18 protein-coding genes and 1 pseudogene are annotated in these 18,787 nt (G+C 37.5%); 11 read left to right on the forward strand and 8 right to left on the reverse strand.

Translation table 11 applies throughout. The features are described 5' to 3' along the window. Positions 1-34 precede the first annotated feature (34 nt). Together ahpC and JWG40_RS16370 are read right to left on the reverse strand one after the other, a co-directional pair. Positions 35-598, reverse strand: a complete 564-nt coding sequence (gene ahpC / locus JWG40_RS16365; protein WP_002979255.1) for an alkyl hydroperoxide reductase subunit C — start codon at positions 596-598, stop codon at positions 35-37. A 114-nt stretch (positions 599-712) separates the two neighbouring features. Further along, positions 713-1,630, reverse strand: a complete 918-nt coding sequence (locus tag JWG40_RS16370; protein WP_205286846.1) for a hydrogen peroxide-inducible genes activator — start codon at positions 1,628-1,630, stop codon at positions 713-715. Between the two features lie 92 nt (positions 1,631-1,722). Here JWG40_RS16370 and JWG40_RS16375 point away from each other — a divergent pair, with 92 nt between their 5' ends. The 11 genes and pseudogenes from JWG40_RS16375 to JWG40_RS16425 all read left to right on the forward strand — a co-directional run bounded on the left by JWG40_RS16375 (position 1,723) and on the right by JWG40_RS16425 (position 12,225). Continuing rightward, positions 1,723-3,648, forward strand: a complete 1,926-nt coding sequence (locus JWG40_RS16375; protein ID WP_205286847.1) for a PP2C family protein-serine/threonine phosphatase — start codon at positions 1,723-1,725, stop codon at positions 3,646-3,648. Positions 3,649-3,657: 9 nt separating this feature from the next. Next, positions 3,658-4,395: a LytR/AlgR family response regulator transcription factor gene (locus JWG40_RS16380; protein ID WP_205286848.1), complete on the forward strand. Its 738-nt coding sequence runs from the start codon at positions 3,658-3,660 to the stop codon at positions 4,393-4,395. A 128-nt stretch (positions 4,396-4,523) separates the two neighbouring features. Further along, the gene (locus tag JWG40_RS16385; protein ID WP_205286849.1) at positions 4,524-4,895 is read left to right on the forward strand and encodes an LIC20211 family lipoprotein; all 372 of its coding nucleotides are present in this window, start codon (positions 4,524-4,526) and stop codon (positions 4,893-4,895) included. A gap of 8 nt (positions 4,896-4,903) precedes the next feature. Continuing rightward, positions 4,904-5,302 carry a hypothetical protein gene (locus JWG40_RS16390; protein ID WP_232369440.1) on the forward strand — a complete coding sequence of 133 codons (399 nt, stop codon included), beginning with the start codon at positions 4,904-4,906 and terminating at the stop codon, positions 5,300-5,302. Further along, a complete protein-coding gene (locus tag JWG40_RS16395; protein WP_205286850.1) occupies positions 5,299-5,640 on the forward strand; it encodes a hypothetical protein in 342 nt (113 codons plus the stop codon). Before JWG40_RS16390 ends, JWG40_RS16395 begins: the two co-directional genes overlap by 4 nt. Further along, positions 5,612-8,128 (forward strand): TonB-dependent receptor plug domain-containing protein, encoded by a 2,517-nt coding sequence (locus tag JWG40_RS16400; protein WP_205286851.1) that lies wholly within the window; start codon positions 5,612-5,614, stop codon positions 8,126-8,128. The genes JWG40_RS16395 and JWG40_RS16400 overlap by 29 nt, the downstream gene beginning before the upstream one ends. Then, positions 8,128-8,628 (forward strand): hypothetical protein, encoded by a 501-nt coding sequence (locus JWG40_RS16405; protein WP_205286852.1) that lies wholly within the window; start codon positions 8,128-8,130, stop codon positions 8,626-8,628. Before JWG40_RS16400 ends, JWG40_RS16405 begins: the two co-directional genes overlap by 1 nt. A gap of 1 nt (position 8,629) precedes the next feature. Then, complete coding sequence (locus JWG40_RS16410; RefSeq protein ID WP_205286853.1) at positions 8,630-9,244, forward strand: MotA/TolQ/ExbB proton channel family protein; 615 nt, start codon at positions 8,630-8,632, stop codon at positions 9,242-9,244. A 2-nt stretch (positions 9,245-9,246) separates the two neighbouring features. After that, the gene (locus JWG40_RS16415; protein ID WP_002973390.1) at positions 9,247-9,648 is read left to right on the forward strand and encodes an ExbD/TolR family protein; all 402 of its coding nucleotides are present in this window, start codon (positions 9,247-9,249) and stop codon (positions 9,646-9,648) included. 179 nt (positions 9,649-9,827) lie between these two features. After that, a pseudogene (locus JWG40_RS16420) lies at positions 9,828-10,298 on the forward strand (energy transducer TonB); the annotation flags it as partial. 10 nt (positions 10,299-10,308) lie between these two features. Beyond that, positions 10,309-12,225 (forward strand): sensor histidine kinase, encoded by a 1,917-nt coding sequence (locus JWG40_RS16425; RefSeq protein WP_205286854.1) that lies wholly within the window; start codon positions 10,309-10,311, stop codon positions 12,223-12,225. Here JWG40_RS16425 and JWG40_RS16430 read toward each other — a convergent pair. From JWG40_RS16430 to JWG40_RS16455, 6 genes are all read right to left on the reverse strand, one after another. Beyond that, a complete protein-coding gene (locus JWG40_RS16430) occupies positions 12,203-12,769 on the reverse strand; it encodes an SCO family protein (RefSeq protein WP_205286855.1) in 567 nt (188 codons plus the stop codon). The genes JWG40_RS16425 and JWG40_RS16430 overlap by 23 nt on opposite strands. Next, positions 12,751-13,812, reverse strand: a complete 1,062-nt coding sequence (locus JWG40_RS16435) for a multicopper oxidase domain-containing protein (RefSeq protein WP_205286856.1) — start codon at positions 13,810-13,812, stop codon at positions 12,751-12,753. Before JWG40_RS16435 ends, JWG40_RS16430 begins: the two co-directional genes overlap by 19 nt. Positions 13,813-13,831: 19 nt before the next feature. After that, on the reverse strand, positions 13,832-14,143 hold the full coding sequence (locus JWG40_RS16440; protein WP_205286857.1) for a PLDc N-terminal domain-containing protein: 312 nt from the start codon (positions 14,141-14,143) through the stop codon (positions 13,832-13,834). Positions 14,144-14,158: 15 nt separating this feature from the next. After that, a complete protein-coding gene (locus JWG40_RS16445; protein ID WP_205286858.1) occupies positions 14,159-16,132 on the reverse strand; it encodes a right-handed parallel beta-helix repeat-containing protein in 1,974 nt (657 codons plus the stop codon). A 77-nt stretch (positions 16,133-16,209) separates the two neighbouring features. Next, entirely contained in the window at positions 16,210-16,836 is a 627-nt protein-coding gene (locus tag JWG40_RS16450) for a TetR/AcrR family transcriptional regulator (RefSeq protein ID WP_205286859.1), read from the reverse strand. Then, a complete protein-coding gene (locus JWG40_RS16455) occupies positions 16,833-18,785 on the reverse strand; it encodes an ABC transporter permease (protein WP_205286860.1) in 1,953 nt (650 codons plus the stop codon). The genes JWG40_RS16450 and JWG40_RS16455 overlap by 4 nt, the downstream gene beginning before the upstream one ends. Between the last annotated feature and the right edge of the window lie 2 nt (positions 18,786-18,787).

The following is an 18,787-nucleotide window of genomic DNA, read 5'->3' on the forward strand; positions in this document are numbered from 1 at the left end:
CGATTTAGGCGGGTTTTATCCCGCCTAATTTAGTTTAGATTTTTCCTACCAAGTCAAGACCTGGTTTCAAAGTGGAATTACCTGGTTTCCATTTTGCAGGACAAACTTCTCCGTCATTGTTTGCAACGTATTGTGCTGCTTGCACTTTACGAACTAATTCTTCTGCAGAACGTCCTATTCCAAGGTCATGGATCTCAGCAGTTTTGATCACACCTTCTGGATTTACTACAAATGTTCCGCGAAGTGCTTGGCCATCCTCTTCAATCATAATCCCAAATCCGCGAGTGATTTTCCCAGAAGCATCACCTAACATTGGAAATTTGATTTTTTTGATGGTATCACTTGCTTCGTGCCAAGCTTTGTGAACAAAATGTGTATCTGTAGAAACGGAATACACTTCCACTCCCATTTTTTGGAGTTCTGCATAATAATCTGCTACGTCACCAAGTTCGGTTGGACAAACAAAAGTAAAATCCGCAGGGTAAAAAACAAATACGGACCATTTTCCAAGAACGTCTTTTTTGCTAATTTTTTTAAAAGCACCGTTATGGAAGGCTTCCGTGGTAAAGTCAGGAATTTGAGTGTTGATATTGGACATTGAATATCCTCCTTTGTTGTTAAGAAGAATATACTCGCAAACGGATCATTTGTAAAATAAATACTATAAATTACGAGATTTACAAAAGCTATGACATAAATCCAGCGAAGATCTCTAATCTTGGTTTAAAGACACCCCTATGATTTTATATTTTTCTTTACTATGGTATTCTTTAGGAATCACACCGAGAATCAAACTTGTGAGTTTTTTTAGAATTTTGGTTTTGTAAAATCCCTTTTTGTAAACCAAACTGATTTCCCGAGCAGGCTCCGGGGAATCAAAAGGAACAATCCGTTCCGAAGATTGGTCCACGGACAATTTAGGCAAAAGAGTGATCCCAATTCCCATATCGACCATTCGTTTGAGAGTTTCCACACTTCCACTTTCAATTTTCGCAAGCGAATTACGATTACAGATTTTTAAGGACTGGTGGCGAAAACAATGTTCCTCTCCAAGCACAAGGAGAGGATATTTTTCGATATGTTTCATGGAAACAGAGGCTGATTTTTCTTTGGCATCTTTGGGATAGTAAACAACAAAGGGCTCGTAGTAGAGCGGGTGTTCAACGATGTTTGAAATCTTTAGCGGAGTTGCGAGAATCCCTAAATCAATTTCTTCCGATTCTAATTTTTCGATAATGGAAAGTGTTGGTAATTCCGAAATCCGAAAGTTCACTTTCGAAAACTCAGTCTGTAAACTCTGATAAATAGAAGGGATTAAATAATTACTGACTGTAGGAATGATTCCAATAGAAATATTGCCAGCAGGTTCATCCTTCCATTGGCCGACAATTTCAAAGAGCTTATCAGCTTCTTTTAAAGTATTTTTTGCCTGATCAACTACAGCTTTACCTAATTTTGTGGTAATGACCGGATTTTTCTTTCTATCGAATAATTCGAAACCAAGCTCCTGCTCCACCTTTTGAATTTGTAAACTCAATGTAGGTTGAGCGATTAAGCAATGTTCGGCGGCTTTTGCAAAACTTTTGAACTGATCCAAAGCGACGATATATCGAAGTTGAGTGATTGTCATTTAGATTCTCTCCAAAAAATTAACTAAACTATATAAGAGATTGAAAATCAACTTGCATTCTCCCTGTTCAGAACTACCTTTAGCCGATAGTGATGAGATCCCTCTCATTTATTTTCCCCATTTTACTTACTGCGGTATTTTCGCTTTCCTCGGAACCATTGAAAGTAAGTTCCCAATATCTTACGACTTTGTCGGAAGGTTGGACTTTTACGTCCCAAGGGGAAACAAAACCAATCCAAGTCGGAAAAGGCCTCTCTTTGCAAGGAATGAACCCACCGGTTCACGGTTCTTACAAAACCAGTTTTTATTACGAACCAGACAACAAACCACTTGGCATCTATTTAGACAGAGTCCAAGAGGTCGACAAACTTTTTGTGAATGGAATATTGTTAGGAGAGACTGGTAGTGTATCTGCAGATGGATTGTATTTACCCAACTGGTATTACAAACGATTATATTTTATCCCTAGTTCTGTTCTCAAAGTCAATGAAGCGAACGAACTAGAAATTGAAATCCACTTCCGGAATAAAACATTCCAAGGTGGTTTGTTTCGAAAAGTTCCTGTATTGGGAAATTACGAACAATTACAGGAATTCATCATCCGAGAGGATGGGAGAGATTTTTGTTTTATTATGTTATTCTTCGGAATTGGTGCTTACCAAATTTTTTCGATAATATTAAAAAGACAGGCAAAAGCAAACTTCTATCTTTTATTATCCACATTAATATTTGTTATGTGGAGATTACCCCTATTAAACATTAGTTATACATATACAAACTTCTCATTTTTCTTTTGGTTAAAGGTTTTTTTTACAGCTCAAACTTTGCTTCCTGTTTCGATCTTTCTGTTTAGTTATTCTTTATTCCAAACCAAATTCCACATAAAAGAAAGGTTACTTGTATTTTTCCTTCTCGGTATTGCATTTGCGCAAACATGGGAAATTGAAATACCAACAAGAATATTACTACTCCGGATTTGGGAGTTTTCTTTGTTATTGGTTATTTTCTTTATCATTAGAGGGGTCATTAGAGCGGCAAAGGCAAAAAAAGCAGAAGCTTACTTTTTAGCTGTTGGTTTTATCTGTATTTGCACCGGTGCTACGATTGATATCATCATCGATGTTACTTCAGGAAAAAATATTTATTTAACGCAATACGGATTTTTGATTCTAATGATTCTTTCAGGAGTCGCTATCTCTTACAGACATGCAAAAAATGAAAAAGAACTTTCTATACTAACCAAGGATTTGGAAATTCGTGTTCGCGAAAGAACCATTGAACTCAGGGAAAAAAACCAGGACTTAGAACAAGACTTATTCTTTGCCTCCCAACTACAAAGTTACCTTCTTCCAAAAGAACATCCAAATACAATTGGAATTCGAATTCATACAACTTACCTTCCTATGAAACAAGTGGGTGGTGATTTGTATGATTGGGTAGAGTTAGACGACAATCGCTTGCTTTTGTTAATTGCTGATGTAGCCGGGCACGGAGTTCCTGCTGCTTTTGTATCTTCGATGGTAAAAGTGCAGTTTAGGGAATCTACAAAAAATATCAATTCACCCAAAGATGTTTTAGAACATATGAACCAAGCATTGACATCACTAGTCAGTAGATATTTTATTACGGCATGTTGTGCTCTCATTGATACAAAAGAAAAAAATATTATCTTTTCCTCAGCGGGTCATCCCAACCCACTCATTTACAATCGAATCCGAGGTAAATTCGAATTTATGAATGTAAAAGGTCCCATCATTGGATGGCGAGATTCCTTTACTTACGCTGAATGGACGCATAAAATGGAAACTGGTGATCGCTACTTTTTTTTCACAGATGGTGTAACAGAAGCTCGTGCAGAAAATAAATTGTTCGGTGAAAGCAAAATACTTGATCTACTGGAAAAAGGGAAAAACAAGGACATAAAAACATTGTCACAAGAAATCATTGTTCAAATTTCGAAATTTTCGGAAGAAGAACTAAAAGACGATGTCACTTTTTTCTTTATTGATGTAACATAAATTAAATTCATGGGCTCCTCCACTTATTCAGTTCTAATCATCGAAGATGAGTATCCAGCAAGGATGCTTATGATGGATTATATTATGAACTGTGCCGAGTTAAAACTTGCAGGGATTGCTGAAAGTGGTGATAAGGCATTGCACTTACTCCAAGAAAAACAATTTGATCTAGTTTTTATGGACATCAACCTCCCCGCAGTTAATGGAATGGATATTTTAAGAAAGGAGCATAATAAATCCATTTTTTTCATAATCACCACTGCGTATAGTGAACATGCTGTAGAGGCATTTGATTTAGATGCGACTGATTATTTGCTCAAACCCTTTTCTTTTGATCGATTTCGAAAATCTGTGGATAAAGCTTTACGATTTCTACAAGAATCGAAACAAATCAAAAGCACTTCTAAGGAAAAGATAACTAATCTCAAAATTCAATCAGATTCTGCTGTATTTTTATTAGCGTTTCAAGACATACAATTCATTTCGGCAAATAACAAAAGTTGTGTGATTCATACTACACAGAAAGATTACGAAACTTCAAAATTGCTGAAGGAAATTGAAGAAAAATTACCTACTGAACAGTTCATTCGAATCCATAAGGGTTTTTTGGTTAATTTAGATTACGTGACAAGTCTACGCTATGATAAGGGTGGATCTTATACCATCCAACTAAAGAATGAGGACGAAACCACCCTTCCGGTTGGTAGGTCCTTTGCTCAAAATCTCAAAGAAGCACTCAAACTGTAACAGATTCTGATTTCACTCCCGAATATGTAGCGTTCATTCCAAGTTAGGTAGTTAATCGTCGTTAGCCCAATTATTCCGTTGACCAAAGCCATAAAAATAGTATCTGGACTCAAAGACGGAGTTTTTTTATGAAACATTTTATCGCTACTGCAAGCATCTTCCTTTTAACTTTAGGTTCATTCAATTGTGCCTCTTCTTCCGTTGGAATTGCTACTAGTAATAAACCGATCCCAAACACACCTTACGAAACAGTAAAAACTGTAGAGAAAACCTTTACATGGTACGCACTAGACTTTATTATTTTTGGTCTACCTTTCACCGAACCACCTATTACTGACTTATACGAAAGAGTGATGGAAGAGGATGCAGGGGATGCACTCGTTAACATTCGTTACTGGAATGATAAATCAATTTTTGGACCATTAACACGTTATCGATTTACCATCAAAGGTGACTTGGTACGATTCCCGACGCAATCAACGAATAAAAACAAAAGATAAAATAACGAATGAAAACCTCGATTCCCAAAATCTTTATCAGTTTCCTGTCGGCCTTAATTATGGCAATGGGTTGTATCGGTTCACATGTTCCGAAGGATATTCATTTATTTGATTCAGCGACAGTTGTACGTTCCACAGAATATAAAATTCTAGGTAAAGGGACAGGACAAGACTCTGCTTTTTATTTACTCGGAATGTTTCCAGTAACAAAAGCACCTAATGTAGAATTAGCGATGAGTCAAATTTTAGAAAAATATCCTACTGGAAAAACTTTGATCAATATCAAAATCCAAAGAGAAGACAAAGCATATTTCCCTTTAGGATTGGTTACAGTGGTAAATGTAACGGCTGATGTCGTTGGACAACCGGAAGAGGCGGAAAGCCCAGGAACAAAAGGTACCAAATGAAATTTTGGTTTGGAATATTTATACTCACGGTAGGGTTAACTTATCATTGTGGGCCCGGTGTGGATCGTGTAGAAACAAATGATGCACAAAGTCAAGTGTATGCTGCTGCAAAATTTGCATCTGAAAAATGTGGAAACCCCATCCCAAATCCACCTTTGGTGATATTGAATAAACCAATCCAAAGGAATTTGGATTTTTGTACGATTGCGATTACGCGTACGGAATGTCCGTTTCTCGGTTATCCCTTACCCTGTACTCTCATTTACCTCGAAAAAGAAACGGGAGACCTCCCTTGGTATTTAAACTTCAATGAACTCAGTAAAATTCAAATTAAATAACCCTATCTTATTTGGAATTTTCCTTTTTTGTATTGGATCCCCACTGTTTGCAGTGAGTATTCGTGCCAAACTGATCAATCCAAAAAAAGAAATTGCAGAGAAGAACCTATCCGTTTTAATTTTTGAAACGAAAAAATTTGCGCAAACGGATGCAGAGGGAAATGTTACACTAGAGTTTCCAACTGCAGGTGATTACACCTTACGTTTATTACGCGACACAGGAATCCAAGAAATAAAGATTTCAGTTGGATCCGAAGATGAATCAAGAACCATCTACACAGAGAAAAAAACGAGTGCACCCAAAACGGGAATCGTTGTGGAAGGGGAAAGGGAAAAGACGGTTTCTTCTCGAACTAAGGTGCGTTATGAAGAAATCAAAAGGATGCCAGGTACTTTTGGAGAAGCTCTCCGTGCCTTGGAAACTCTTCCGGGAGTCATTCCCAACATAGGTTTCGGAGGCGGTGCCAATGGGATTATTGTACGTGGTGCCAACCCTAATGCCAACACCTATCTTTATGATGATCTCCCTATTTTATATCCATTCCACTTAGATGGATTAACATCGGTGATTCATAACGACTTAATCAAATCAATTGACTTATATTCAGGTGCTTATCCGGCAAACTTTAATAATGCGACAGGTGGTATCATTGAAATTGAAACTGTTGACTCTGTTCAAAAAACAAAAGGTGCTTTTCAGGTCTCCTTATGGAATACAACGGCCTATGCGGCGACTCCCACTTCAGGTGGTAAAGGTTATTTGGCAATTGCTGGTAAACTTGGATATCTGGATAAAACGTTAGGTGCAACAGGACTTTTACCCGAAGGAATTCGACTTCCGAGGTATAACGACTCTCAAATTAAATATGTTCATAACTTTACCCCAGAGCACCAAATCTCTTTTTATAACCTAACGGCCCAGGACAATTTTGCTATCGATGTTCCGAATAAACCTGCCAATGATCCCACCGCTTCCGCATTTGCACTTTTAAGTGGAGCCAAAGCAAGTTTTGGGCAAAGTTTTAGAACAACAGCACTTCGTTATACTTGGATTCCTGGTGACAAGTTTCAGAACCGTATTACATTGATTAACTTTGATCCGATTGGTGAATACAATGTTGGTTTTGGAACTATCCAGGGAAAACAATACCAAAGAGGAAGTTACGTTGGTGTCCGCCAGGATGCATACTGGACAGCAACCAGATTTTTAAAAGTTGATTTTGGAACAGAGGTAAGAAGATTTTCTTTTAGAGATTATGGAACGGAAGTAGCTCTGCGAGATCCAACAAATCCCTCACCTAACCCATACAATTCGGCAAACCCTGATTTTGTTGGTCGACCTATTAGCATTCAAGGGAATTCGCCTTACTACAATGCCTATACAACACTTCATTTTAAATTTGGTAATTTTGTTTTCGAACCAGGTGCACGTTATGACTATGTTCAAGTTACAGGTAATGGTGCCTTAACACCGAGAGCGACAGCCTCTTATACATTTCCTGAAGTTGGAAAAGGTATGACTGTCTATGGAAGTGGTGGTGATGTGTCCAGATTTCCTTTAACTACGAACTTTAACTCAGAAACAGGAAACCCTGATTTACGATTCGAGAGAGCAAGAAAAGTCAGTGCGGGTATCGATCAAAAGATCGACCAGGTTTGGCAGGTGAAAATGGAAGTTTTCAAAAACCAATTCACAGATACCATTATTGATGATCCTTATGTATCCAGTCCAGTTGGATTAAATCCTGATAAGGGTCAATGGTTAACTCAACCAATCGTCGCCAATCGTCCGTTAAACTATTCAAACAGAGCTTCAGGTTGGTCTCATGGATACGAACTTTTGATTCGTAAAAATGCACGCCCAGGTACAAGAGATTGGTTTGGTTGGATCTCCTATACTTGGTCACAATCTTTTCAAAACACAAACCTATACCAAGTTTATGAAGGTGATACATCACAAGTTGGTGGGATCGAAAGAAAAATTCTTGCTGCTTATTTTCCAAACTCAAAAGAACAATTAGCACCTTGGGATAGAACCCACGTAGCAAACTTTATCTATGGTTGGAGAATGAGTGAAGGATTTCAAATCGGTGGTCGGTGGAGTTATTTAACATCGGTTCCTTCAAGACCTGTGGTTGGCGATGATGGAGGAAGATTTTCAAATCCACTCAATGGTCTTACCTATTGGAACCCACAATATTCCAATAACCCCAATTCACCTCAGTATGGATATGTTAAACGTGGAACTGATTTTCATAGGTTCGATATTCGATTTGATATATTTGAAAACTATTCTTGGGGTTATATGAACTGGTATCTAGAAATCGTAAACGTTTATATGAGAAAAAATAAAAACGGTTATGATTTTGATAATTCAAGACCATTTTCAGCAACAAACCCTAAAGAAAATGATACCTTTGGAACCTTAGAACTTCCAGGTGGTACTGTAATTCCATTTTTCAACATTGGTATGGAGGTACACTTCTAATGAAGTATAACATCCTTTTTCTTGGAATTCTAATTCTGTTTTCTTGCGCTGAGTCTAAAAAATTCGAAGATTCTTATAAAGAAACAGTTTTGTTACAGTATCTGGCAACACCGAATGCACCGCAAGAAACCTGTGAATCAATCATCACAAACAAAGATTTATGTTTCAAAGCCTATGCTGAATCAGTCGGGGCACCTTTTACAGAAACTACATCAAGTGCAAAAACTCTCACTTGCCAAGGAATGATAAATTCTACATATAAAAATATGTCAGCAATTGCACAAACCTGTGCCTTCAATTGCCAAGTGACTGATTGGAAATCAAAAACAAGTTCAGGACTTTGTATTCAATCAACAATCCCTGCACTAATAGAATCTAGTCTAACATCTAGTTCAGCAATTTCTTGTTTGAGATCTTGTTTTGCATCGACGAACAATCAAATTAGCACAGACCAGATTCCATTATATTTATTATTTAATATCATTCAAAACGGAGAATAGTATGCAAGAGTATGTAGAAATAGGTGAAGAATTAGTCTTTATTGCAATGGCAGTAGCAAGTGTTATCGCATTGGCAGTGTTTGCCGAAAGGTTAATTTATTACAAAAAATCTTTAGGTAAAAAAAACGAAGATTATTTAAACGAAGTTAGAACTTCCTTACAAGAAGAACCAGAAATTCATTGGAAAACCGATGCCGGTGAAGAATCAGCTTATACAAGATTCCTTCAGTTTGCTCTCAATCAATTGAAATTAGGAAGAAAGGGATTGGATGAAAGTTTAGATGGCCAAATTCTATCTGAAAAATTGGAGCTGGAAAAACGATTACCAATCCTAAACACATTGGGTAATAATGCTCCTTTTATTGGATTGTTGGGAACGGTTCTTGGTGTTATCAAAGCATTTTATGGTTTGGGAACCTTGGGAAGTTCTGGTGCAGAAGTGGTGATGCGTTCCATCTCTACAGCTCTTCTCGCAACGGCTGCGGGTCTTGCGGTTGCCATTCCTGTGGTAATGGCGAACAATTATTTTTCTAGGAAGTCCAAAGTCATTTTGCAGAATATGGAAATTCTGAAAAAAGAACTACTCTCTTATCAAATGAATAAGACAAAGGTATAATTATGGCTGGAGCATCAGGTTCTCAAGACGAAGAAATTGGAAGTATTAACATCACCCCCATGGTGGATGTGATTTTAGTTCTTCTAGTCATTTTTATGGTAACGGCAAACTTCCTAAAAAAAGAAAGTTTAAATATCAATTTACCAAAAGTACAAGCTGCTGATCCGAACGTTGCCGAATCGGTACAAGTAGCGTTAACTAAAACGGGTGCAATTCTATTAGAGGGAAAAGACACGGACATTTCTGGCCTAGTCAGAAATCTAGAAAGAGAAGCAAAAATTAGACCTAATATGCGTTTAACTCTCTCCGCAGATGAAAGTCTCCCTTATGGAAAAATTACGGAGCTGATGGGAATCATCCGAAAAGCGGGTGTGACTAAAATTGCCCTCAGTGTAAAAAAATGAATCGTTTTGCGGAACTATTGGAATCTTTCAAACATTCTATCAAACAAAATAGAGAACGTTTGTTCCACGTTTGTTTGATTGGTAGTTTGTTTGTTCATACGGCAACTTACGCTGGTTATAAGATAAGCCAATTACGTGGTGATGAAGTGATCGAAGAATCAAACTTCGAAGATGTGGATGTTAGTTTTGAAGAAATTCCTCCAGAACTGATTGGGGGAACCTCCTCTCCAGCGCCTATTGAAAAACAGGAATGGGTGGAAGGAAGTAACAAAGACAAAGCCGATGAACCCGACAACTCAGACATCAATCCAAACCAACTTTCAGGTAATGGAACGGACAAAGACGGATATCTATTCTCTTTCAATGGAGACAAAATGCCGACGGCTATCATTGACTTTGACTTGAAGGAATACTTTCCTCCACAAGCAAAAGCAGCCAATATTGTTGAAAAACAAGTTGTACTTCTAGTTCAAGTGAACGAAGATGGAAGTCTACAATCAGCAAAAATTGTTTCTGGTCGGGCTGGTTATGGATTTGAAGAGGCAGCCATGAAGCTCATCAAACGAGTTCGATTTAGTCCAGGTTATGTGCAAGGGCAGCCAAAAAAAATGGCCCACAGACTTCCTATTTTATTTTCCTTAGAAGACTAACGTAAGTTCTATGGGAAACTATTGGAGCAGATTTTTAGAAAGACCAACTCTATCCATCTGCCTCCTTTCTCTCGTTTTAACAGTCTCTTTAACCTCTTATAGTTACTCCGTATTAAAACCCACAGATAGTTCTTTAGCAGAATATTACCTAGCTGAAAATACCGAATATTTTGTTGGAGATATACCGACGGATGACAATGGAAAGATTGACTTTCAAAAAATGCATAAAGTTTACTGGGAATCCATTTTCGGTTGGATTAATGATACGGAACTTCAACGAATCACAGATTCTGAATTTATTTGGTTACGTTCCAAAGCATTTCGAAATCAAAAAGTAAAAGAAGAACTATACTTTTTATTAGAACATGGAGGTTTAAATATAGAGATTTTTAATGAATATGGAGAATCCATTTTCAAATATGGGGACTTTTTAGAACAGGAAAGATTACCGAATATATTTCAGTCAAAATTTGATTGGGTTAAAATTCCAAATGATGATTCAAAGTACTACTATCTAAGATTGTATCATAAAAAAGGTATCCTCTTTCTTATTTCTATTGTTGAAAATTTAGTAGGTAAACAAACCGCCTTATACCGCGAAGTCGCTTTAAAAAATTTAACACCTATTTTCTTTCATTCCTTCTTCCTAATGATTGGAATTATATGCGCACTAGTCTATTTCATTGAATTTAAAAAACAATACAATATCCTTCTGGATTTTTCTGCTTTTTCTTTGTGTTTCGGACTGCTCGGCCTAACCTCCAATATACTCATTCGATACCTTTTTACAAATTCAGAAACATTATTTATACTCACTACGATATCTTCCAATTTTGTTTTTATTCCTATGTTATCAGGAGTGCGGCGCCTTTTCGGAAGTGGAAGTTATAGAGTTCTCGATATACTAATTTATTTAGATGTATTGATTTGTACATTGACCACCATTTTAGTTTTTTCCCTTCCATTCTTTGATGTTTCCCATACATTGCTCATTAGTAGCAGAAGTTTTTTTATTCTATTCAATCTCATCAACATACTTGGACCAATTTATATTACCTTTGAAGCTTGGAAAAAAGGAAATCCCGAGGCTTTTGGACATTTTATAGGTTTTAGTGTTACATTTTTCCTTGTAATTTTAGAAATTTTCCTAGCAATCAAATCGAATGATAACTCCACAAACAAAGTAGTTCTTTGGGGAGTGTTATTCGGTGTTATTTCCCAAGGTTTTGCTTTAGAACGCACAATATTTGCAAATAGACAAAAAGCACAATTGTACAAAGAAGATTTATTGAAAGCAGAGAAATCATTAAAAGAAAGCCAACTCAAGACTTTACAAACAAAGATGAGTCCACATTATCTATTCAATTCTCTAAATACGATTCATGCTCTTCATAAAATCAAACCAGAGTTAATTGGTGATGCTATTTTGAGTCTAGCAAATAATTATAGATTCATTTCGGACAGAACCGATAGAGATTGGATTCCCTTTGAAGAAGAATGGAATTTTTTAGAAGATTATCTACATCTACAAAAACTAAGATTTTACGATACAATCCAAATTGATTTCAAAAAATCTGGAGACTTTTCTTCGGTAATACTTCCGCCACTTCTTTTGCAACCGATTATCGAAAACTCTTTTAAACATGGATTTCGGGGATCAGCAGAGGAACAGTTCCAATTGTTCATTCATGCAAAAATGATACGTGATTCTGTTTTTAGTTTCGTTGTCTATGACAATGGGATTGGAATTCCAGAGGAATTACTTGCGGATAAAACAAAATTATTAGAACGATCTTTAGGAAATATAAAAGAACGATTAAAAAATCTTTATTCGGAGTTTAGTTTCGAAGTGTCTAGAAATTATCCTGAAGGCGCAAGGACTGAAATCGAAATCATCCTTACATCTAGAGTTCAGCAAGTTCTCTAAGTTTTGTTGCTAGGGCATTACCAGAAACTCCACCAGGAAAACTTGTGAGCGTATTCAGATTTTCATCCAATACATAAATAAAATTGGAATGATTTATTCTATAACTTTTTCCCTCACCGACTTTTTCTCTGACAATTCCAAATAGGTCGGTGAGTTTGATTAGAGACTCTGCATTGGGAGAAAGTGCTGTTAAATTCTTTCCAGGAAAATTCTGTATATAGTTTTTCAATGTCGCAGGAGAATCCCTCTCTGGGTCCAGCGTTACAAAAATAAATCGAAATCGATTCGATTTTTCACCGAGTATCAGTGAAGCCCGACCAAAATTAGTCAATGCAAGAGGACACATATCGGGGCAATGAGAGAACCCAAAGTACAAAACAGATTTTTTTTCAGACCAAAACTTCGGGTCGAGTAAACTCCCATCTGGTTTTACAAAGGATAAATGTTTCCACTCTTCTTTGATTGTATCTTCTTTGGATTTACAAAAAGAAAAAAAACTTAGGATCAAAAAAAGGCTGATCAGAGTTATACGGCGACGATCCAACCCATTCCTCCATTTTCAGCCATATGTGTTTGATGGGGATGAAACATATACCGACCTTTTTTCTTCAGTACAAATTCAATCACAACTCGTTCCGTTTGGCCGATAGTCACAACATCAGAATGTCCATCGGGAACAATACTTCCCAAACTTCGAATGATATCAAAAGTCTGCGCGTGTAAATGAAAGGTAATGATGGGTTCTCTTTCCATCATATTTTGAATGTAGAACCGAACCCTTTCCCCTACGGGAACTTTCATAGGATAACGATCATAAATCCCTGCTATCCCATTCCAAGTATAATAATCGTTTTTACCCTTTCCTTTGGTATCCCATCCAGAAAATGTCATAACAAATTCATGGGCAGGTTTTCGTTTGGTAAGTGGATCTACGAGCAAAGCACCATACAACCCTTTGGCGGTATGCACCATAAGTGGCGGTACATGGCAATGGTAGGGATGAAGTCCAATAGGACCTGCTTCTATTTGATAAGTTCTTTCTCCAAAGGCCGGAATTGGCTCCCATCCATCCTCTAGAGGATCATGAGTTCCGTGAAAGTGCAAAGAATGAGGATCCGGGCTAGAATTTTTAACATGTATACGAAGAGTATCACCCAAATTGGCACGAAGAACAGGGCCAGGAACGAGTCCATCAAAGGTCCATGCCGGGTAGTTGATATTATGAGCAATATTCATACTCAAAGGAAAAAGATTTAAATTAAATTCTTTTACTTTTTGATTCGTATTCTTATAGTTAGGCGGGTAGTAAAACCTTTGAGTATACTCCTCTTTAATAAAAAAAGGTGGGTGGGCCATACTCCCGTAAGTGTTTGTCCCCCGTAAACTCCCGCCAGCTCCAATCGAATTTTGGTAATTATCACTTACAGTAGGAGTGGTCACCACTCCAAAGTTAGTTGCAACGGATGGATCAGAAGGTCCACAAATTTCTTCAGAGTTCCGTGAATTGAATTTGATAGATCCAAAAAGTGATCCCACAAATCCCATAACACCGAATCCGATTGTTGTTAAAAAACTCTTCCGATCCATAATAAAACTCTCTTATATCTTAGATGTGAGAAATTAAACTGAGAACCCAAACAAGAACTAAAACTCCAAGACCGCCGCCAACAGCGATCTGTTTGAATTTTTTTTCGTATTCGGTATCGGCTACTAACAAATAAACCGCGGGCCCAACTACCGGAACTACCAAAATCACAAGTGACCAAATGATTTGTTTTGTTGTATCCATTCCTTTTTGTTTGGATAAACCAAAGAGTGCCAGCGGTGCCCAAACCATCGTTAAAACAAAAGGAAGGTAATACGCATAAGATCCGATAAAGTATGTCCAAAAACCTGGGTTTGCAAAAGTTGTTTCCATAAATAAACTCCTATATTAAGTTACAGACGGTTCTGTTACCGCCGTCATCGCATAACCGGCATAAGCCAGAATGGTAAAGAAAAGAAAAATGCCACCGAAAACTACTGTGTTTCGAACGGCTTTTGAAATTTTTGATTCTTTGGAATACAAATAGATCAAAGATCCAATAAACGGAACCAGTAAAATCAGCCAAAAGTAATAATCCAACTTGGAACCTTTCGCAGAAAATCGATCCAAAATGGCAAGACCAGTCCAAGCTGCAAAAATAGCAAATGGCAACAAATATCCCATAAGATGGAAATACCATGTTTTTAAAGTGCCTGGAAAATGAACTCTCCATCCCGATGTGTACATTTTGTTCGTGGCAGAATCAAATTCAGCTTGGCTAAGTTTCGGAAGTTCCGCAGTTGTTATCAAACCTTTGTTTGTTTCAAAAACATCATGTGCAGGTAACACATTCGCCAAACTTTCTTTAGGCATATTCATTTGAGAAGGTGGGATTGGTTGGTTTTGGTAAGAGCCAAGTACAAACTCCTTAAGATTTGCCTGAACAAATAAAGCTAACAATCCAATGCTAGAGGACATATCTCCCGTGTGAGGATAACGAATGCCTGTACAAGATTGTAGGGTTTCGAGTAGTGGTGGGCTTGACACTCCATAAGAGTTTCCTTCAAAACAGTTTCCCACATTCACAGGTCCGCTAAGAGCAATATCCCCCCTACCAGAATGATATACCTTATTATTTTTTACGACGTTGTTATTGGAAATCCAAATGTTCTCGTCGATATTCATGGTAACTAAAATTCCGTAGTTGTTATGATTAAAAACTAAATTGTCTTCCACAACATTTTCTAAGGCCCCAAGTAAAGCGATACCGTTTCCAATTGATGGATATTCTAACTTTTTAGAAGGAGCATTGGTATTATTATTATCATAAACAATATTTTTCTTCACGACAATTTGTTTCTGAGGAGGAAGTAACTCTCTATCCAATGTATTTGGTCCTATACCCAATTGGTTTTTTCTCCAAATAGAAGATAAAAGGTATAAATTTCCACTGGAGTTAGTCCCCGAATATCCAAGGGCATTATTCTCAGAAATCACATCATTGATAATCGCATTACATGGATTACACTGGCCAATATAAAAACCAGAGTCAGGAGATCCAGAAGCATAAGAATGTTCCATAAGTCCATCAACTGAATCAAATGCATAAACTCCGTAGTCTCCGTTATTATAAGCCGTTAAGTACGATCCGCGGTATCCTTTTACTCCCGTCCAATATACACCATTGAGTGTGGCATTTCTTGTTGTTAGGTTTTCTACCGCAACTCCGTCAGCTCCTACAACCATGATTCCGTTTCCGCGAAGGAATTCACCATCGATAATGGTTTCATTACGATCTTCTCCACGAATCACAATCGAAGGTGTAGTGACAGTCACTTCTTCTTTATAGACACCTTTTGCGACAAGGACTAAGTCACCAGGTAAGGCAGCATCCACTGCATTCTGAATGGTTTTGTATTGGGAAGGAACCTTACGAGTGACCCCTGTCCATTTTTTTGATATCTTTGATTTTGTTATGTTCGTCTGCGGATTGTAAGTTGCATCTCCAATCACGGCAACACCGGTCATTCCGATTTTGCCATCGGGTGAGGCATGAAAGGAACAGAAATAAGGAAAAACACCCTCTTCTGGAAAGAACACATCCGTATGTGCACCGCGAAACATAGCCAAATTACCAAATGTTTTCTCTGTAGACCAATCTTTGGTGATAGAGATAGCATTGTGAGGGTTATTTCCTTCGTTCACAAATCGAATTTTTCCGCCTTTAAAAGTTCGAATGACTGGCGGGTGAAAGGCATTGTCCATCATGGTAACGTGGACAAACGCCGAATTGGCAGGATCTTCTGAACTGCAATGATTCATACCAAGTGTTATGAATACGGCAATTGAGATTCCTAATAAAATCTTTTTGGTCTGTTTCATCGGTCTTTCCCAGAATATGAGGATTCCCTCACATTTTGAGAATTTTACATCTGTGTTAAAACTTTGTCAATGTTAAATCAAAGGAAGGAGGAAAAATATACAAACAAAAGATTCTTAAGCTCCGCGATCACTGCCTTCTTTTCAGTCGGTTTTCCCTTTCTTTGGGCAATTTTGAACACAGCATCCACCGTTTCCACAATCATTAAGGAACTATAGTAGGCGCGTTTTTTATCTACTTTAGGAAACAAATGGAGGATCACTTTTTTTGCTAATGACTTTGCAAATCTTTCATTACTCTCAATATCCAATTGCAACAAGGCTTGGTTCGTATAGAGTATGGAATTGATCAAACGATATCCTTTGACTTCATTTAAGGCTCGTTCAAACGATTGAAGTGTAAATTCAATGAAATCCGGAGAGAACTTTTTTTTCTTTTTTAATTCTTCATCTAGAAGTTTAAAAAAATGATCATGAAGGATAAAATAACACGATTCCGCATGGGAATAAATAATAGATTCTTTGTTCGGAAAAAATTGATAGATAGATCCGACAGAAATTCCACTCCTTTCGGCAATCAAATCCGTAGTCAGATCATCATATCCAACCTCACCTAATAACTCAATTGCGGTATTTACAATTTTTTGATACCTCTCTTTAGAGCGTTTTTGTTGAGGGACTTTCCTTGGATTCAGTTTTATATTCATTCCGATCGTAATGCCACGATGGGACTCAGTTTGGCAGCATACTCAGAAGGCCACCAGCCAAAGAGAATTCCGATCGATATGGAAAATAGAAATGCAAATCCAATAGAAGGAAAGGACAAAACAATACTCCAACCAAAGTATTCTTGTAAAAATAAAACGGACAGGATTCCAAATACAAGTCCCACAATCCCACCAGTCAAACTCGTCAATGTCGATTCAATTAAAAATTGCATCCGAATGTCTGACTCACGTGCACCTAGAGCTTTTCTAAGTCCAATTTCTTTGGTTCTTTCTTTAACTGAGACTAACATAATATTCATAATTCCAATCCCACCCACCATAAGAGAAACCGTTGCGAGGGCAATGAGAAGGGTAGTCATAGTTTGGTTGGTTTCAGAGACAGCGGATTGGATGTCAGCCATGTTCATCACTTGGTAAAGATTTCCCATCGATTCATTTGTTCCATGTCTTTCATGCAAATATCGTTTTAAGGAAGTTGTGAATTCGTCTGAAGATTCTATTTTCTCCAATTCCATTTCTAAATTATCCACTGCATCTTTATTTAATAATCTTCGCATAGCAGTGTTTAGTGGAATTAAAACTACATCGTCCTGATCACGAAATCCACCACTCCCTTTTTCGGGCAGAAGACCAATGACTCGAAACAATATACGATTTACTTTTAAATAGGTTCCTACAGGATTTTTTCCTTCATAAAGTTCTTTCACGACGGTGTTTCCCACTAGACATACGAGTGCTCTCTTTTGGTTTTCTTCTTCTGTAAAAAACCTACCTTCTATTGGTTCTAAGTTCCTAAGAGTTTCATAGTTGGGACTCGCACCCGTGATATAACTATTCCAATTTCGATTTCCATAGACCAATTGTCCTCGGCCATTCACAACAGCAGAGATTTGTCTTACTTCCGGAAATTTTTTGGCTACGGCTCCGACATCAAAGATATCCAAACGATTGACTGTACCTGCCTCTAAGGACACTCCCCCACTTCTCATTCCTCCTGTACGAACAATGACCAAATTGGCACCTAACGAAGAGAATTGTTCTTCTACTGATTTTTTAGCACCTTCTCCAAGTGCCATCACAGAGATGACACAAACTACGCCAAAAAGAATTCCAAGAGCCGATAAAAAAGTGCGCAATCGATTAGATGATAAGGAAAATAGCGATTGTAAAAAGATACCTTGGAATAGAGGCCATCCTGTTTTTCGTTTTAGATTTATGTTTGGAAAAAGATTTTGAACCTTTGCTAGCTTTTTCTTTTTTCCTTCATCCGATACAATTTTCCCATCACTCACATGGATGACTCGATCACAATACTCCGCCATTTCCGGTTCATGGGTCACCATAACTATGGTCTTTCCTTCCCGATGGAGGCGTTGTAATTCCAACATGATTTCAATTTTACTTTTGGAATCTAGGTTCCCTGTGGGTTCATCCGCAAAGATGATCGGTGGATCGACAAGCAGCGCACGAGCGATGGCCACTCGTTGTTGTTGTCCTCCTGATAATTCATTCGGAGTATGATGGATTCGATTTTCCAAACCCACCTTTTCTAACTGCTCCACAGCACTTTCATTGGTATGATCCACATCTGTATATAAGGATGGTAAACTTACATTTTGTATTGCATTGGATTTGGATAATAAATGGAATTGTTGGAATACAAATCCAATCAGGCTTCCTCGCAAATCGGACAATGTATTTGAAGATTCGCCATCTACTTTACGACCAAACAAAGTATAGGTACCTGAATCTACATGATCCAAAAGTCCCATCACTTGCAATAATGTGGATTTGCCAGAACCAGAAGGACCCATAATGGCCACAAACTCACCTTGTTCGATTTTTAAATTGATCCCGGAAAGAACGGGGAATTTCGAATTCCCTATGGAATAGGATTTATTTAAGTTATGAATTTCAATTGCTAACAAAC

This window comes from Leptospira abararensis, from assembly GCF_016918735.1.
GTDB classification, from domain to species: domain Bacteria; phylum Spirochaetota; class Leptospiria; order Leptospirales; family Leptospiraceae; genus Leptospira_A; species Leptospira_A abararensis.

Coding starts and splice junctions, on each gene's coding strand:
- JWG40_RS16370 (WP_205286846.1), bottom strand. CDS start 1,630: ATGACAATCACTCAACTTCGATATATCGTCGCTTTGGATCAGTTCAAA.
- JWG40_RS16445 (WP_205286858.1), bottom strand. CDS start 16,132: ATGAAACAGACCAAAAAGATTTTATTAGGAATCTCAATTGCCGTATTC.
- JWG40_RS16410 (WP_205286853.1), top strand. CDS start 8,630: ATGCAAGAGTATGTAGAAATAGGTGAAGAATTAGTCTTTATTGCAATG.
- JWG40_RS16390 (WP_232369440.1), top strand. CDS start 4,904: ATGAAAACCTCGATTCCCAAAATCTTTATCAGTTTCCTGTCGGCCTTA.
- JWG40_RS16450 (WP_205286859.1), bottom strand. CDS start 16,836: ATGAATATAAAACTGAATCCAAGGAAAGTCCCTCAACAAAAACGCTCT.
- JWG40_RS16425 (WP_205286854.1), top strand. CDS start 10,309: ATGGGAAACTATTGGAGCAGATTTTTAGAAAGACCAACTCTATCCATC.
- ahpC (WP_002979255.1), bottom strand. CDS start 598: ATGTCCAATATCAACACTCAAATTCCTGACTTTACCACGGAAGCCTTC.
- JWG40_RS16395 (WP_205286850.1), top strand. CDS start 5,299: ATGAAATTTTGGTTTGGAATATTTATACTCACGGTAGGGTTAACTTAT.
- JWG40_RS16400 (WP_205286851.1), top strand. CDS start 5,612: ATGAACTCAGTAAAATTCAAATTAAATAACCCTATCTTATTTGGAATT.
- JWG40_RS16380 (WP_205286848.1), top strand. CDS start 3,658: ATGGGCTCCTCCACTTATTCAGTTCTAATCATCGAAGATGAGTATCCA.
- JWG40_RS16415 (WP_002973390.1), top strand. CDS start 9,247: ATGGCTGGAGCATCAGGTTCTCAAGACGAAGAAATTGGAAGTATTAAC.
- JWG40_RS16375 (WP_205286847.1), top strand. CDS start 1,723: ATGAGATCCCTCTCATTTATTTTCCCCATTTTACTTACTGCGGTATTT.
- JWG40_RS16405 (WP_205286852.1), top strand. CDS start 8,128: ATGAAGTATAACATCCTTTTTCTTGGAATTCTAATTCTGTTTTCTTGC.
- JWG40_RS16385 (WP_205286849.1), top strand. CDS start 4,524: ATGAAACATTTTATCGCTACTGCAAGCATCTTCCTTTTAACTTTAGGT.
- JWG40_RS16435 (WP_205286856.1), bottom strand. CDS start 13,812: ATGGATCGGAAGAGTTTTTTAACAACAATCGGATTCGGTGTTATGGGA.
- JWG40_RS16440 (WP_205286857.1), bottom strand. CDS start 14,143: ATGGAAACAACTTTTGCAAACCCAGGTTTTTGGACATACTTTATCGGA.